Annotated in this window: 16 protein-coding genes; 11 read left to right on the top strand and 5 right to left on the bottom strand. The window is 34.7% G+C overall.

Annotation, left to right across the window (positions count from 1 at the left end; genetic code table 11):
• Positions 1-19 precede the first annotated feature (19 nt).
• A complete protein-coding gene (locus tag NST66_RS07135) occupies positions 20-220 on the bottom strand; it encodes a cold-shock protein (RefSeq protein WP_013056409.1) in 201 nt (66 codons plus the stop codon).
• Between the two features lie 974 nt (positions 221-1194).
• Here NST66_RS07135 and NST66_RS07140 point away from each other — a divergent pair.
• Together NST66_RS07140 and NST66_RS07145 are read left to right on the top strand one after the other, a co-directional pair.
• Positions 1195-2790, top strand: coding sequence for an acetolactate synthase large subunit (locus NST66_RS07140; protein WP_311265193.1), 1596 nt, complete (start codon positions 1195-1197; stop codon positions 2788-2790).
• Between the two features lie 624 nt (positions 2791-3414).
• Positions 3415-3576 carry a hypothetical protein gene (locus tag NST66_RS07145; protein WP_165635770.1) on the top strand — a complete coding sequence of 54 codons (162 nt, stop codon included), beginning with the start codon at positions 3415-3417 and terminating at the stop codon, positions 3574-3576.
• Between the two features lie 352 nt (positions 3577-3928).
• Here NST66_RS07145 and NST66_RS07150 read toward each other — a convergent pair whose 3' ends face one another.
• Positions 3929-4333, bottom strand: a complete 405-nt coding sequence (locus tag NST66_RS07150; protein WP_340843215.1) for a hypothetical protein — start codon at positions 4331-4333, stop codon at positions 3929-3931.
• A 240-nt stretch (positions 4334-4573) separates the two neighbouring features.
• Between NST66_RS07150 and NST66_RS07155 the strand changes: the two genes are divergently transcribed.
• The 7 genes from NST66_RS07155 to NST66_RS07185 all read left to right on the top strand — a co-directional run bounded on the left by NST66_RS07155 (position 4574) and on the right by NST66_RS07185 (position 10067).
• Entirely contained in the window at positions 4574-4891 is a 318-nt protein-coding gene (locus NST66_RS07155; RefSeq protein ID WP_014460657.1) for a DUF3243 domain-containing protein, read from the top strand.
• Positions 4892-5335: 444 nt separating this feature from the next.
• Positions 5336-6031, top strand: coding sequence for a Na-translocating system protein MpsC family protein (locus NST66_RS07160; RefSeq protein WP_014460656.1), 696 nt, complete (start codon positions 5336-5338; stop codon positions 6029-6031).
• Positions 6032-6208: 177 nt separating this feature from the next.
• Entirely contained in the window at positions 6209-6424 is a 216-nt protein-coding gene (locus NST66_RS07165) for a hypothetical protein (RefSeq protein WP_033578616.1), read from the top strand.
• A gap of 139 nt (positions 6425-6563) precedes the next feature.
• Complete coding sequence (locus NST66_RS07170; RefSeq protein ID WP_033578617.1) at positions 6564-7253, top strand: Na-translocating system protein MpsC family protein; 690 nt, start codon at positions 6564-6566, stop codon at positions 7251-7253.
• 117 nt (positions 7254-7370) lie between these two features.
• Positions 7371-7802, top strand: coding sequence for an ATP-binding protein (locus NST66_RS07175; protein WP_311265245.1), 432 nt, complete (start codon positions 7371-7373; stop codon positions 7800-7802).
• 592 nt (positions 7803-8394) lie between these two features.
• Positions 8395-9657, top strand: coding sequence for a glycoside hydrolase family 18 protein (locus NST66_RS07180; RefSeq protein ID WP_340843216.1), 1263 nt, complete (start codon positions 8395-8397; stop codon positions 9655-9657).
• Positions 9658-9731: 74 nt separating this feature from the next.
• Entirely contained in the window at positions 9732-10067 is a 336-nt protein-coding gene (locus NST66_RS07185; protein ID WP_033578620.1) for a L,D-transpeptidase, read from the top strand.
• Positions 10068-10213: 146 nt separating this feature from the next.
• Here the strand turns inward: NST66_RS07185 and NST66_RS07190 are convergent, their stop codons facing one another.
• The 3 genes from NST66_RS07190 to lgt all read right to left on the bottom strand — a co-directional run bounded on the left by NST66_RS07190 (position 10214) and on the right by lgt (position 13761).
• On the bottom strand, positions 10214-11173 hold the full coding sequence (locus NST66_RS07190) for an aldolase catalytic domain-containing protein (RefSeq protein WP_033578621.1): 960 nt from the start codon (positions 11171-11173) through the stop codon (positions 10214-10216).
• A 480-nt stretch (positions 11174-11653) separates the two neighbouring features.
• On the bottom strand, positions 11654-12700 hold the full coding sequence (locus NST66_RS07195) for a YeiH family protein (RefSeq protein ID WP_340843217.1): 1047 nt from the start codon (positions 12698-12700) through the stop codon (positions 11654-11656).
• A 245-nt stretch (positions 12701-12945) separates the two neighbouring features.
• Entirely contained in the window at positions 12946-13761 is an 816-nt protein-coding gene (gene lgt / locus NST66_RS07200; protein WP_340843218.1) for a prolipoprotein diacylglyceryl transferase, read from the bottom strand.
• 243 nt (positions 13762-14004) lie between these two features.
• On the opposite strand from lgt, the gene NST66_RS07205 reads away from it, so the two are divergent.
• Both NST66_RS07205 and NST66_RS07210 read left to right on the top strand, forming a co-directional pair.
• Positions 14005-14574, top strand: a complete 570-nt coding sequence (locus tag NST66_RS07205) for a MarR family winged helix-turn-helix transcriptional regulator (protein WP_033578624.1) — start codon at positions 14005-14007, stop codon at positions 14572-14574.
• Between the two features lie 86 nt (positions 14575-14660).
• A complete protein-coding gene (locus tag NST66_RS07210) occupies positions 14661-15689 on the top strand; it encodes a serine hydrolase domain-containing protein (RefSeq protein WP_340843219.1) in 1029 nt (342 codons plus the stop codon).
• The last annotated feature ends 93 nt before the right edge of the window (positions 15690-15782 follow it).

A 15782-nucleotide genomic window follows, 5' to 3' on the forward strand; every position in this document is an offset into this window, starting at 1 on the left:
CTGCTTTTTAGTATGGTTTTTATGCTTTATTTACGTTTGTCGCTTGTGGTCCGCGTTGCCCCTGTTCGATATCAAAAGTCACTTCTTGACCTTCATCCAAGGATTTAAAGCCTTCACCTTGAATAGCTGAGAAGTGAACAAATACATCTTCTCCACCTTCACGCTCGATAAATCCAAAACCTTTGTCAGCATTAAACCATTTCACTTTACCGTGTTCCATTTTTTGTTGCCTCCTAGAATGTAGAAAATAAACCAGATTATCATTAAATCTAGCTTATTTATTATATTATCCCAATTGAGACATCTTAAACTTAAATTAATGTGATCTTTCTAACTTTCTTTATCAATACTCACTTCACTAAAAAGGTGATTGGGGTATGACGATCTACATCATAATGAGGTTCTCATGCAAAAACCTCAAAATATTTATAAGTGATCTTCTAAACATCGAAATGATAGAAGTCAAAGATCAACCAATGCCCACATACTCATTATGGGCATTTTATTCATAAATATGAACTAAATTAGATGAGAGAGCACACGGGGACCCGTCTGCCCAAAAGAAAGGGAAGTTCACTCAAAATCTTTTTGAATAGTGGTGTAAAAATAGATTCTATTAGATAAGAATCTATGTACCTTTTCATATAAATCCAACCTTCGCATGAAGCATCCTTAAACTTGTTTACAAATAAAAAATGACGCCGTTGGAGGCGCCATTTTTTATAGAATAGAGAAGGACACACCCTATGCACGGGCGGTACTCTTAACACATCGTCTTGATTTGATAATACCCAGTGTTTAAGTTTAATAAACCTTTTTTTGGTATGACGATTTATGCAGAATATCTACATGTACCTTTTATACGAGTATTCGACTTATTATTTGTATATGGGATTTTTTACATTCCTTAAAATGTTACTTTCTAATAATAATTCTTTATAGAGTATTGTCACACTCCCAATCAGTTCACACGGATGAAAGGTTGACTCATCCAATTATTTATACATTCTCTAAAAAATGTATTTAACATAAGAACCTAATGGTAACACTATAAGCAACAGTTAGTGAGTATGATTTCATTCCATATATTTAGGGTTCCGGTTAGTTAAAACTAGAAAAAACGAGATAAGAATTGATGAGCTATTTCTTTCACATAAGCTTGTCAGAATACTATCTAAAGAGAGGTCGAACAATATGAAAGTGACGGATACACTTGTTCAATGTTTAGAAAATGAGGGAGTTGAATATATTTTCGGAATACCTGGTAAAGAGACGTTGGATTTTATTGATTCTTTATCCAACTCTAAACAGATTCAATTCGTGAATGTGCGGCATGAACAAGGAGCTGCTTTCATGGCAGATGTATACGGAAGGTTAGCAAACAAAGTAGGGGTATGTTTATCAACATTAGGACCAGGAGCTACTAATTTATTGACAGGTATATCTAGTGCAAAGCTAGACCACTCTCCTGTTGTAGCATTAACGGGACAGGCTGCTTTGGGGAGACAACATAAAGAGTCACACCAATATATGGACATTATTAAAATGGTAGAACCAGCAACGAAGTGGCGTGTTCAAATAAAAGATGCACAAACGCTTCCTGAGATTATTCGAAAAGCATTTAAAATTGCACAAATGGAAAAGCCAGGACCCATAGTAGTAGAATTGCCAGAAGACTTAGCAACTCAAATCGTTCCCATCAAACCTATTTCACCTACATCTATACCGGTAAGTATACCTATCATGGAGTCAATTCAGGCTGCCAATACTCTTATTAGGCAGTATGAGAGACCTTTTGTTATTATCGGTAACGGCGTTGTTAGACAGGAAGCCGTGGATGAGCTTCAACTATTTATTGAACGTCTTCAATCACCGGTTACCCATAGTTATATGGCTAAAGGTGTGTTATCTAAAGATCATCCACAAAATTTCTTTACGTTTGGATTTAATGAGAAAGATGAAGTGCTCGCAGGCTTAAAGGAAGCTGATCTGCTTATTGTAATTGGGTTTGATTTTGTTGAAAAGTTACCCAAAGAATGGAACACGGAAAAAATACCAATTTTACATATAGATACCTTACCAGCAGAAATAGATGAATATTATCCTGTAGAAGCTGAATTGGTTGGAGATATAAAGCAGACTTTACGGGTATTCAACCAGCTGGATATTCCTTCTAAACCGTGGATTCCTTCTGGTAATCTCCAGAAACAAATTAAGCAATCCTATCATATTGAAGAGAAAAAGATAGACAGCAATTTACTTCATTTGACAATCGAGAATATCTTGCATAGTATCGACAAGCTCTCTTCAGATGAAACAATTGTGATTTCAGATGTGGGAGCTCATAAAGTATCTATAGCTCGAACTTATCAACCCAAAAACGCTAACAAGTTCATTATATCAAATGGTCTAGCTTCCATGGGTATTGCTTTACCAGGCTCAATTGGAGCTAAACTAGCCTGCCCTAATGATTCAGTTATTTGTATTACTGGAGATGGAGGAGCTTTAATGAATTTTGCAGAAATAGAGACGGCAAAGCGCTTAGGGCTTTCATTCATTATTATTGTCTTAAACGACTCTACATTAAAAATAGAGCAGGAAATGATGAACAAAAAGTTTGGTAAGAGCTATGGAGTAACTTTTACAAACCCAAATTTTGTCCAATTGGCAACTAGCTTTGGAATTAAAGGAGAACGGGCAAATAGTTTAGTCGAATTTGAAAATATAATAAAAAGAGCCTTAAAAAATTCAGATGAGATTGTCCTAATTGACGTTCTTCTAAAAGGCTAATTGCGATTTCTCCATTATTTTAACGAGTTATCTCTGTTAAGAGATTAATCTGTAGATTCACTAGGAAATAAATGTTTTTAATTTTTTAAAATAAGCTAGGCTCAGTTCAACCCAAATCCAACTATAAAGAAAAGTAAATACAAAAATTAAACCAGTAGTAGAAAGAGAAAAATTATTGGGAATCGCAGGACCTAGTACTGGGAATTTGAAACCGTACAATAAGGTAATAATCCCAACAGTTAATAGAGTGGCGCCACTTATAACAATGTACAATCTCTTGTTAAAAATGTAAAAAGCAGCGCCTATGCCCATTCCCAATATTCCGGTTGTAAAAGGAAAAATAATAAGTTCACTTGGCTGGATAATCAGAAGAAGCAGATTAGTTAGTGTATAGGTAAGAAACCCTAGAGGAAGCGAAAGTATAAAACAAAAAAGAATGGGTGCGGTAGATAATGGACTAATGAAAATTCCTATAAAAAGTAATAAATATTAATTTGAAATATATACTAAATGAAGAAAAGGCACAGGAAAGTATAGAATAAAAACAGCATGTATATCCACATTATGAAAAAACGTATCCTTAATGCGCGATGAACATTGTTTAATTAAAAGGAGGAGTTTTATATGAGTGATAATCAATCAAATGATTTAGAACAGGTATCAGAGGAATTAGCTGATCTTGAGAAAGAGTTTGCAACAAAGCCTTCTGATCCTTATCCCCATAAGTATTATACTGGAGACACTTCTATAGTTTCTAATGCTGTGCCAGGAAACGATAAAGAATAAAAATTTCTCCTTATCTATTAATAGATCCTTATCTATTAATAGATAAGGAGAAATTTAGAGCATATAAGCTTAAGCACTGTATTTTTCCAGAACCAAAATACATCTCATAAAAAGACAGTTATATTTCATTTATTATTTTAAATTAAAAGTAATCGCTTTCATTTTTTGCTTTCCCGAAATCATTTGATAGGTTATAATAAATATCTACAAAAATATTAAATGATATGTAAGTAACAAGCAATTACACCCTTAATATTTAACTAAACAGAAAAACTCCCTTAAGGTATTAGGGGAGTTTTTCTGTTTTTATGTACACTATATAAGGGTAATTTACCATAATAATAGGACGAACTCATTTTTCAATTCTAACTAATGTTTTTTCTGGCATATCAATATCGTCAATGTCAAAGTAATGGATGTTTAACGTTAATTTCCTCTCTGGTTCTTTAGCTTCTTCTCCTACCCAACAACTATACAATTCAAAAAAGTCTCCTGATTTAAGATAGCGGTCCATCAATTTGCATAGTGCAATTAGTTTCTCTTTTGATTCTTTGCGCCTGCTCTTATTCATATATTCCGTAATCTCAATTCCCCAGTCACTTGCAACTTCATAAACATAAAGGGTAGTAAATTGGTGTTTCTTTATGTTCAATCGATTTCTTTCATCTGAAAAGCAACTCCCAATAGTAACTAAATTATCTAATTCCTTATTAATAGGTAATTCTACGTTCGAACCTATATAAGTAGCTAAACTCATTTGTATTCACTCCGTTTCTCATCTAAATAACCCGTTAAGTTTTGTGGAACTAACCTAGGTTGTTAACATCCTGTTATCAAAAAGGTGTTTCACTAAACTTTATTACAAATACTCGAGTTTTATTCAAGGTTTACTATTATTCTACTTAACATATGAATAGGCTGCGAAATGTTTATATACCTGTAAATGGGGGATTTACCATATAAGAACATTGATACCTAATTGGAAGGAGAATGAAAAATGAACAATAATACTGAAACCGTTGAAAATAAAGTAGAGGATAAACTAAATGAAATGAGTCAAGAGAAGAAAGACAACATCCTTTCTAGTTTTAACGAATTTAAAAGTTACTTAGGAGATAAAGTCACAAAAGGTGAGAAACTAGGGTTAAATGATAATCAACTAGCTCTAGCAGCTAAAAAAATAGCTGACTATCTCGCAACCCATGAGGAGCCACAAAATGAAGAGCAATACTTGTTACATGAGTTATGGAAAGTTGGAAACGAGGAAGAACAACATCATCTTGCTCATATGCTTGTTAAATTAGTCAAAGAATAATCTAAATCGATTATAAATTGCGTTTTGCCATTATTTATTAGAGGTCCAAGTGAATTCAATCAACATAGCAAAGAGCCACTTACGTAAAATAAGTGGCTCCTTTTTCTCTTTCATGCTGCACCTCTTTTTATTTTTTAGTATGTCCCTGCGATGCATCAATTAAAAGATAAAGCTATATTTCCCCAACAATAATTTGACTACATGCTATAACTCACTTCATTGAAAACATCAGTACGAATCCAACGGATTCGTATTTTTCGGTGACATTCAAAATACGTCCCAAGCAATAGAAAGAAGAGGTTTTGAACGTTTATAATTCGGTTAAACATGAAGTAACAAATTATTTTTATTTATTCTGTATATTTAAATTATTCGTTCGTAATGGTACAATAAAATGATGGAAAGAGGATATGATGCTTCTTTCTTAATAAAGGATGAAGAAATATGGATATTAAGGCTCAGCAAACAAAATTGGCGAATAACTTGGGCAAATTGTTACGAGATAACTTTGGAAAAGGTCCCGAGGCTGTTCATGTTACGATTTATGAACCTTATGTTGTTATTTATGTTAGTGGCTTTGTATCACCGATGGAACAAGTACTGTTAAACCAGAATGAAGAACTTCAGGTTATGACTACAAGAGAGCTTTTGGTAAAGACTCTTGAACCTCAAATCACTGGTCAAATTAAAGGGATTACAGACCTTGACATCCAGCACTTATATTATGATTGGAATTTAGATCATCACTCCGGAATTTTTGTGGGAGTTTGTCTGGACGATTTGAAAGCCGATTTGACTGAGGGTGACCCTTACCCAGGAAAACAAGCAATTCATGATCGGATTATAAAGATGAGTGAAATTGCACAAAAAGGGCCTGAGAAAATCTCTTCGTATAAATTAAGTGATCGTACATTGGTCATCGTAAGAGAAGGAATACTGGTGGCTATTGAAAAGCAGCTAATTTCGTTGGGTTTTGATGACACCTTACGCATCTCTAAACGCCCTTTGGAAAAAGGAATCTTACGACAAAACGATGACTATGATGAGATATTAAATGCAGACATTCTTGATATTTTTGTGGATTGGGATTTTGAAAAGGACAATAGCATTATTACGCTTATCTTAAAACCAAAAAATTAATGAGGCAGTAATGAATTGGACACATTGTGCCAAACATAAGCCGAGGAAGAAAAGCTCATACCTTTTCTTTTTCGGCTTATTTTTGTTGTTTCAAAAGAGTAAGTCCTTTTGTAACGGAATAATCCCCTAAAATAGCATCTGAAAATAGGATGTGCCAACAGAAAGGATTTGGTCGGTATGGCTGATAATCATGAGATTGTATTGTTTATAAAAGAGCTTCGTCGATTGTTGCAGGATTACCAAAAGTATGACAATGAATTTTACAAAGAAGAAATTAGCAAGGATATAATACTTTTAAGTACCATTATCTACGGAAGTAAAATTGGAATTTCAAATAAAAGAAGAATCTTTAAACATAGAAAATACAAAGGTAAACAGAAACCAATCTATTAAAAATGTACTAGTATGACTAGTTTACATTTTATAGAAAGTGAATTCTTATTACCTAAAATGATCTTATGATGAAGAAGGAGTTTTCATAAAACATCACGAATAGTATACCTTATGAAACTAGAAACTAGGTGCACCATCTATGGATAAAACGAAACTGGAAAAAGAATTAAGTAGTTATATGGGAAGGTTACTTCGTGAAAATTTTGGAAGAGGTCCTGGAGGTGTATTCACCGTCATTTCTCCTCCTTTTATAACCGTTTATTTTAAAGCCTTTTTATTACCTTTAGAAAAGGCTTTGCTAGACAAGGGACAAGTTATCTATGTTCAAAAAACACGTGATTTGTTGATGGAGACTTTAATTGAAGAGATAAAAGGATATATCCAATTAAATATACATTTAGATATTGAAGAATTTTATTATGATTGGAATTTAGAGCTGCAGTCTGGCATGTTTATCATGATCCATTCTGATAAAAATAACATAGTCAACCATTCCTATAAAAATCAGAAATTGCTGCATAAAGAAGTTGAGGAAGTGACTCAAAAAGCAGAAAAACTTCCTCAAGATGTTTCTTCTTATTTATTAGATCAGAGAACACTCCTTATAATCAGGGAAGGTATTATGGTAAATGTAGAGAAAGAATTAGTTCAATTAGGGTTTGAAGAAAACCTTACATTGGCTAAAAGAAATCTCGAAAAAAGGCTACTTCATGAGCATAGCCAATCATTAGAAGTAATTTTAGATTCAAAGGTAACAGATATACTAGTCGCATGGGATTTTCATAAAGATAAAAGTACAATTCTTCTGATTTTAAACCCAACTTCATAACGGCACTGATAAGCTAGGCACTGAACTAGATGTAGGCCAAAAAGAAAGGTTAGATAACCTTTCTTTTTGGCCTATTGTTTTTCCCCTCCTATTAAAATAAAGAAAGTGGTGATAATGATGCTATTTCAATCGGATGAAGGAAAGGAACCTTTAACTGTTGAGATACACACTGAAGTGGATATAGTAGAAGCGCGTCAGAAAGGGCGGATGTTCTCTAACTGCTTAGGCTTCAGCACACTTGATCAAGCCCGAATTATTACGACTATTTCAGAATTGTCCAGAAATATATATAAATATGCCACTACGGGAAAAATTATAATGGAAATAATAGAGAATAAACTTGAAATAGGACTCAAAATAATAGCTATAGATAAAGGACCAGGCATTAAAAATATTCAACAAGCGCTAGAAAGTGGCTATACAACGTCAGGGGGACTAGGCGTTGGTTTATCAGGGGTAAAAAAATTAATGGACGAATTCACCATATCATCTCAAGAAGATCATGGCGTTAACATCGAGGTTATAAAATGGAAAAAAAGAAATAAATAAAAGGAACACAAGTTAAAAGGTTAAGAAAGAACTGACTTCCTCTTTACAAAAGACTCCTTTATTGAATAGGAGATAGCTTCTAAAAATATCATCCCCTGATGATCCTGCTCTAGGATACGGTTAAGATATTTCACATGCTTGAGTTGGTGCCTTCAGCATGTGCTTCTCCTCTATTAACTCTTAGCCGTAGGACAAAAATTTTTCTCCGCAGTAATCACAAGAGGCTTAGAAACATGAGAAAAAGGTGTGGAAAATTATGAGCAATTCCATTTAATCGTTAAATGGAAGGAGCAAGCTCTTATGATAGAGAGCTTGCTCTTTTTATTTCTTAATATAATCCTATCTGACAAAAAAACAACCTGTTTCAAGTACACCAAAAACATACATTTATGATACATAAATTTTGAGATAATCTCTGGAACATTTCTACCCGTATTAGGGGCGCAATAGAGGGGAAGTGTGTAAAGAGATTCCCCCTTACTTAACTCAGTTATATAAACAAACAATACTCATATACATTTATTGAATAGCTTTTTTAAACTTGTTGCGGAATAAAACGTAAATAGATAAAGAGTACATAGGAGGAGAAAACATGTTTGTTCATATAGTTCAGCCTGGTGATACGTTATCTTCAATAAGCAGGAGATATGGTTATTCCGTTGCACAGCTCAGGAGCGTGAATGGGTTAGAAGAAGCAAATATTGTTCCCGGTCAAGCCTTGCTCATAGCCCTATATGTATACACAGTTCAACCTGGTGATACGATGAAAGGTATTGCTAAAAAAGCGTACGTGTCCTTGGAGCAATTGAAAAGGGCTAATCCTTCAGTCTCGTATAACTACTTGCAAGTCGGAATGAAAATAAACATTCCTAACATATCAGACTATATTGCAGGGACACTAGAATACTATGCCGTTCGAAATCCAGAAGCAGATCGCGAGTTAATCAGTGATTTTGCAACGTATTCCTCTTCCATTTCTATCTTTGAATATCATTTTGGCAGCAATGGAGATATTATAAATAATTTAAACGATTTAGTAGCGATTGAAACGACTTGGAAAAATCGCGTTACACCGCTAGTTACGATTACTAATCTAACTTCTGAAGGGTTTAGTTCTGATCTTGCCCATCAAGTTTTAAATAATCCTCAGGCACGAAAAAATCTTGTCGATAATATCTTTGATTTAGTATCTAGAAAAGGATACGGAGGGGTAAATATTGATTTTGAACGTGTGAAGACCGAAGACAGAGACCTTTTTACCGGATTTTTACGTCAACTGAGTGAACGTTTAAAACCTGCAGACTATGTGCTGACAATAGCGGTTCCAGCCAAGACAAGCGAAGATATCCCTTGGTTAAAAGGATATGATTACGGAGGAATAGGTGCGGTTGTTAACTTTATGTTCATAATGGCATATGACTGGCACCATGCAGGCAGCGACCCCGGTCCTGTTGCACCTATTACTGAAGTAAAGAGAACAGTAGAATTTGCGATAAAAAGTGTTCCGCGAAGAAAACTCATCATTGGCGTTCCTTTGTATGGATACAATTGGCCAATTCCTTACAAGCCCGGCACGTTAGCACCCGCTATATCCAACCAAAATGCGATTAAAACAGCAATGAGATATCAGTCTCCCATTCAATATTCAAAGGAGTACAAATCTCCATTTTTTCGGTATAAAGATCAAGCGGGGCAGATGCATGAAGTATGGTTTGAAGATGTAAGAAGCATGAGTGAAAAAATGGTGTTAGTTCGTCAATTCGGCTTGCAAGCAATAGGTGCTTGGCAATTAACGCTTGGGTTTACGCCAGGACCTTGGCTTTTAAAGAAATTCTTTACTATTAGAACAGTATAAATAGCAGCAGTCATTATGGATTAATCTAGAAAATTTTATGTATAGTAAATTATAAGAGGGTGGGGGGTTCTTCTATGGCAAAAAGGATAGATGTCTCAATAAAGCAGCATCAATTAAAACTATATGATGGAGCTAAATTAGTAAAGACATATCCTATTGCTGTAGGGAAAATGATCACTCCAACTCCAATTGGGAAATTTAAAATCATTAATAAAGATACGACCCCTCCAGCTGTATTTGGCCCCTTATGGATGGGACTGTCAAAGCCTACATATGGAATACACGGGACTAATGATCCAGCTTCTATTGGCAGAGATATGTCACATGGATGTGTCCGAATGGATAATGAAGATATTCTAGAACTTTCCTCTGCAGTTCCCATTGGAACGCCGGTTTATATACATAAATAATAGTTTAAGAAGAGCACGACTGTTTACATTTAGCTAATTGTCGAGATCGAGGGTATCAAAGTTTAAGGATATGCTATACAATCATGTTTTTTTTATGTAATACAAAAAAGCACCCCGATTAACAGAGGTACTTTTAGCATTTTAACTTATTTTGATGCTGGAGACGTAGTAACTTCTGGAGACGTTACTTTGTCATAAAAATCTACGAATTTGTCACGATCCTCGCTATCACGGTAAGCCATAGCTACACGTGGATGTTCATTCAGCACACCAGAAATCATGTAAGGGATGATATAGCCCCATTCCCACTTTTGACGCATTTCAAGCATATGCTTTTCAATTACGCCAAGAATCGGCTTCATCTCATAGCTTGGTTTTGGTATGTAGCTAACAAGCAGCTCTGTGTTACAGTTACCAGCTGCACGGCCCATACCATAAACAGATGAATCAAGGAATGTAACGCCATTACGCATCGCAGTTAATGTATTAGCAAAAGCTAGTTGCATGTTGTTATGGGTATGGATCCCAAGCTGTTTGCTAGGAATCATGGCTTGGAACTTTTTCACTTGATGCTCAATATCGGCAGGGTCTAGGCTTCCAAAGGAGTCAACAATATATACAACATCTACTGGGCTTTTCTTTACCATTTCAAATGCTTCAATAAGCTGATTTTCCGGTACGCTAGATAGTGCCATAATGTTAAGTGAAGTCTCATAGCCTAAATCGTGGAACATTTTTATAAGCTCTAAGCCTTTATCTACTTCGCGAATATAGCATGCCACTCGAATCATATCTAACATACTTTGCTCACGCGGCAGGATGTCATTCGGATCTACACGCCCGATATCTACTAAAGCAGATAGCTTCGTGAACTTTTTCTCAGGGATAATTTCTTTGAGAAAGTTATCGTCAAGAAATCTCCATGGGTTGGGCTCAGTTGCTTGAAGAAGCTTAGGTGAATTTTTATAACCGATCTCCATATATTCAACGCCGGCTGCGCTTAGGCCGTTATATAAGTCTTGCACAAATTCAACGCTAAAATCCCAATTATTAATTAAACCTCCGTCACGAATGGTACAGTCTATAATTTTGCTATTATGTCCCATGATATTTATTTCCTCCTATGTCGTCTATTTATGTATTTTTTTAAACTTTATCGCTTTTATGCTTTTAAGCACTAAACTCTCCTATTGTGTTTATACCATGACTGATTCAAAGGCGTCAATGTATTTTCTAAATGTGTCTATGCTTTACTGTATTCCATGGGTAGAAGATGCTTTGTCTTTTCATCCGCTTGATGCTCTTAAAACAACACCAAGTTCAGCACTACAACCCCTAGTATATACAAACACACCCTTTATTACATCACTACTTACTGCAATAAAGGGTGTTTTTTAATTGAAACCGTTTATTAAGGAGAGGAACTGCCATTAGTATCTAGTATATCTAGTATAGGTTTAGATTTCTCTATAATTAATCCATAAATTTGGAAAGATATTTAAAACCTGAGAAATAAAAGATTTTTTCACATTAACAGTTGTATACGAAGTATTAGCTGTTACTTAATCATTTTAATTTACTGGTCTTTACATTGTCCAAAATGTAAGAAATGATAAGAGTATAGAAGTAATAAACATCGCAATCAATGGCTTTAATGCTTTTGTTCGAAGAGCCTTCATACTTACATTTAACCCTAAGCTGACCATAGCCATTGTTAAAAGAAACGTGGTTAGAGTTGAAATATCATTCATGATCGTTTTAGGTATGATAAGGTGCTTGCCTACGACATAACTTCCAAAAATACTCATGATGATAAAACCTATTAAAAACCAAGGAAATTCAATCTTCGTATCCTTTTCCATTTTTCCTGTTCGCTTCATCCAGTACATTAAGATAAAGCTTAATGGCACAAGTAAAAGCACTCTGCCTAACTTAGCCAACAGGCCAATAGCTAGGGCGTCGCGTCCAGCTGGTGCTGCAGCTAGAGCTACATGGGCAATTTCATGGAGGCCAACGCCTGACCAAATTCCATATTGGATATTCGTTAAATGTATATAGGGTCTTAAAATGGTATATCCAATGGCAAATAGAGTTCCCACTAAAGCGATAACACCAGCTCCGATAGCTGTATCTTCTTCTTTTGCTTTTACAATCGGAGAAACAGCTGCAATAGCTGCCGCACCGCATATTCCTGTTCCTATTCCTAAAAGAAGAGATAAACCACGATCAGCCTTCATCCATTTGCCTAGACGAATTGTTAAAACAATCGCAAATACAGCCGTTCCCACATCGCGAAGTAGCAGTCCTAGCCCTTGATGAATAACAACATCAATATTAAGCTTTAGTCCATATAAAACAATCGCATAACGTAACAGCTTTTTAGAAGAAAATTCAATTCCAGATCTTATTTTTTCAGGGTATCCCCAAATTTGACGATAAATGACTGCCATTATAATTGAACAGGCTAGTGGACCGATATGATTAAACCCCGGGACTTTTGCTAATCCATAAGCAAGTAAAGCAAAAAGAAAAGTAAAAGCAATTCCTCCAGCCCATAAAGAAATATTAAATGACGTCCGGGTATTTGTTCGTAAGAATACAGTCCGCTTTTGGGCTTTATTTATATTTATCATACATTTCATCTCCAATATGAATTCTTATCAAGCGCGGCTTCACACAAGAAGTGTATGATTTAACTATAAAAGACACTTTATTATTAGTAAAATACATATAAATCATGATTAAGATTAAAAATATTAATAAGTGAAACAAAAAAAGAGCAAGTTGATCTTCAGAGTTACTGAAAATCAATTTGCTCCTTTTGTATGTTTTTATCGTTTAATTCTTTAAAAAATCATTCATACAAAAACATATGTGCTTATGAGAGAGATACAGTCTTATTAGTTGCTAAGCCTTTTTTACGTCTATACCATAGCAGGATCAAACTGCCTAGCACGCAAAGGAAAGAAACGAGCTGAGCTATTCTGATATGAGAAGTTAGCATTAAGCTATCTGTACGCAATCCCTCTATAAAAAATCGTCCTATCGAATACCATAGTAGGTAAGTAAGAAAGACTTCGCCTCTTTTTAACAAAGATTTTCTTAGTACGATCAAGACAAGAACACCTATTATGTTCCAAAGGGATTCATAAAGGAATGTAGGATGATAATAAGTTCCATTGATATACATTTGATTAATAATAAAATCAGGTAAATGTAAAGTTTCTAAAAACTGACGTGTAACAGGTCCGCCATGTGCTTCTTGATTCATAAAGTTTCCCCACCGGCCAATAGCTTGGCCTAATAATAAGCTAGGAGCTAAAACATCAGCCATTTTCCAAAAAGAAAGATTCTTTTTTCTGCAAAACCATATAGCTGTTAATACAGATCCAATAATTCCACCGTGAATAGCTATGCCTCCATGCCAAATTGCTATAGTTTCGCCTGGGTGGTCTTTATAGTAACTCCATTCAAAAAGTACGTAGTAAATTCGAGCAGTAACGATAGCAATGGGTAGTGCTAGCAGAAGTAAATCAGAGATGGTTTCTGAAGAGATACCTCGTTTCTTTCCTTCTTTCGAGGCTAACAAAAAGCCTAAAAAAGCTCCTATCCCTATAATAATTCCATACCAATGGACCTCAAGTGGACCAAGGTGGAAGGCGATAGGGTTTAAAGGTTGTGTGTGTTGGTTCATGTTTTTTCTCCTTTACTTCATATCGGTTTTCTTACATTTTTTTAGAGTGATATTAAATTAGAGTGCCTTTTTAGTATATCTAATTAGATATAGAAAGGACAACTTTTGCTTACGAAAGGCCACTATTTCTTTGCCTGCTTTAGTGTAACAGAATAGTCAAAATTAAAATAAACAGTACATTGACTTAATTAACAAAATATACTATTATTTTAGACAATATATTGTCTAAAATGGAGGGTTAATATGGATATTTATAAAGATCTTTTTTTAATGCAGCAAACTTACGCTACCTTATTTTCTCTGGCAAATAAAGTCCAGGTGAAAGGAGATCAGTCTCTTGAGCTCTTAACATCAAGACAGCATATGGCGATGGTGGCAATTGCTCATTTACCTGAAGATGAAACAACGTTAAATAATATTGCTAGAAAATTAGGAACCACAAAACAAAGCGTCAAGCAGTTAATTACCATTATGGAAAAAAAGGGGTATGTTGACGTGGTTCCTAGCAGTAAAGATAAACGTGCAGTTAACGTAAAAATCACCAAAGAGGGAAAAGAAGCGCTGCTTGTTGTTTCAGAAAAAGGAATTTTCTTTTTGGAAGGCCTTTTTAAAAAGTTTTCAACCGAAGAGTTGGAAATAATGTGGAAGCTTTTAAAGAAACTTTATAGCTTTGACGGGGAAGAACATGATGGATTTGAAGAAGAAGGCAACATCAAAATGGATGAAGATCACAATGAATTACAGTTGAGAGTGATAAGGGAGCTTGAAAGTCGAAGAGTTCAAGCAATTGATAATATAAAAAAGAACTTATAAAAATAAATTTGATAGGCTACTTTACTTTGAAGCATATCGATCCTTTTAATGATTTTCGAAATAAAGGATAAGGGAGAGCACTCATTATGTTTGAAATCAGTGATGAAACAGTACGATTAATTAACAAGACCTGTAGAGGAAAAAAGAATTTGAAATTAACCGTTGGCTATTTAACGGACAACCAATATGTTATCAAAATTTATAATGAAAGCGGTGAAATTGACTCATCCAAAAAATATCATTATGAAATTGGTTCTATTACTAAGACTTTTACTATATCGCTGCTATCAAAATACATGTCTGAAAACAAGTTGACACTAAACCATTCTATACAAAAGTACATAAAAGAACTTAAGGAAGACACGTATTATCCTACATTGCTCCGCCTCGCTACTCACTCTTCTGGATATTCAGGAAGCTTACCTTTAAATAAACGGGAATATTTTAAAATAATTTTTAATTTGATTTTTGGCGGAAGTGATTTGAATAAAAATAATCCGTTACATATGGATTTTAACAAAATGAAGATGCTGATCGAAAAAAGTAAATTAAAAGAAGTAGATTATTCATGGAAGTATTCCAATTTCGGTATATCCCTTATTGGATACGTGTTGGGAATGATATCGGGGAAGGGGTATTGGGATACTATGAATGACTTTCTTCTTAATGAGCTTGGACTAAAGGATACTTGTTTAGGCGCTTCAAACAATAATCTACATGGCTATGACCGCAAAAATAATGATTGTGGCAACTGGCAGTGGGACAAGGGGAATTTTATATCACCTGCGGGCGCAGTATCCTCAACCGCTGATGATTTACTTAAATACGCAAAAATAAATATGGATGAAGATAAACCATATCTGTCTTTTTGTCATAAAAAATACGCCAATGGAACAAAGAAGTTTGATATGGGTCTTGGATGGTTGCTTTTAAAGAAAAACAATAATGTGATATTGCACGGCGGTGGAACAGGATGCTTCAGCTCATTTTTAGGGATTGATAAAGAAAAGAAAGTTGCTTCCGTCGTTTTAGCTAATTATAGACTAAGTAGAAATAAGGATGAACATATAGGAATGTCTTTATTAGAAAGCCTCCAAAATTCAAAAGATATATAAAGATGGAAGACAATTTGAAAGACTGTCGCCGAATATGACCGACCTTCAAGAAGCATAGAATATGCTTCTTTTTTTGAGGAAACCGTGCTATTA

The organism is Priestia sp. FSL W8-0524 (assembly GCF_038005965.1).
GTDB lineage: Bacteria > Bacillota > Bacilli > Bacillales > Bacillaceae_H > Priestia > Priestia zanthoxyli.

Bases quoted from the DNA above. Each gene is read 5' to 3' on its own strand.
- NST66_RS07135 (WP_013056409.1), bottom strand. From the start codon at position 220: ATGGAACACGGTAAAGTGAAATGGTTTAATGCTGACAAAGGTTTTGGA.
- NST66_RS07140 (WP_311265193.1), top strand. From the start codon at position 1,195: ATGAAAGTGACGGATACACTTGTTCAATGTTTAGAAAATGAGGGAGTT.
- NST66_RS07145 (WP_165635770.1), top strand. From the start codon at position 3,415: ATGAGTGATAATCAATCAAATGATTTAGAACAGGTATCAGAGGAATTA.
- NST66_RS07150 (WP_340843215.1), bottom strand. From the start codon at position 4,333: ATGAGTTTAGCTACTTATATAGGTTCGAACGTAGAATTACCTATTAAT.
- NST66_RS07155 (WP_014460657.1), top strand. From the start codon at position 4,574: ATGAACAATAATACTGAAACCGTTGAAAATAAAGTAGAGGATAAACTA.
- NST66_RS07160 (WP_014460656.1), top strand. From the start codon at position 5,336: ATGGATATTAAGGCTCAGCAAACAAAATTGGCGAATAACTTGGGCAAA.
- NST66_RS07165 (WP_033578616.1), top strand. From the start codon at position 6,209: ATGGCTGATAATCATGAGATTGTATTGTTTATAAAAGAGCTTCGTCGA.
- NST66_RS07170 (WP_033578617.1), top strand. From the start codon at position 6,564: ATGGATAAAACGAAACTGGAAAAAGAATTAAGTAGTTATATGGGAAGG.
- NST66_RS07175 (WP_311265245.1), top strand. From the start codon at position 7,371: ATGCTATTTCAATCGGATGAAGGAAAGGAACCTTTAACTGTTGAGATA.
- NST66_RS07180 (WP_340843216.1), top strand. From the start codon at position 8,395: ATGTTTGTTCATATAGTTCAGCCTGGTGATACGTTATCTTCAATAAGC.
- NST66_RS07185 (WP_033578620.1), top strand. From the start codon at position 9,732: ATGGCAAAAAGGATAGATGTCTCAATAAAGCAGCATCAATTAAAACTA.
- NST66_RS07190 (WP_033578621.1), bottom strand. From the start codon at position 11,173: ATGGGACATAATAGCAAAATTATAGACTGTACCATTCGTGACGGAGGT.
- NST66_RS07195 (WP_340843217.1), bottom strand. From the start codon at position 12,700: ATGATAAATATAAATAAAGCCCAAAAGCGGACTGTATTCTTACGAACA.
- lgt (WP_340843218.1), bottom strand. From the start codon at position 13,761: ATGAACCAACACACACAACCTTTAAACCCTATCGCCTTCCACCTTGGT.
- NST66_RS07205 (WP_033578624.1), top strand. From the start codon at position 14,005: ATGGATATTTATAAAGATCTTTTTTTAATGCAGCAAACTTACGCTACC.
- NST66_RS07210 (WP_340843219.1), top strand. From the start codon at position 14,661: ATGTTTGAAATCAGTGATGAAACAGTACGATTAATTAACAAGACCTGT.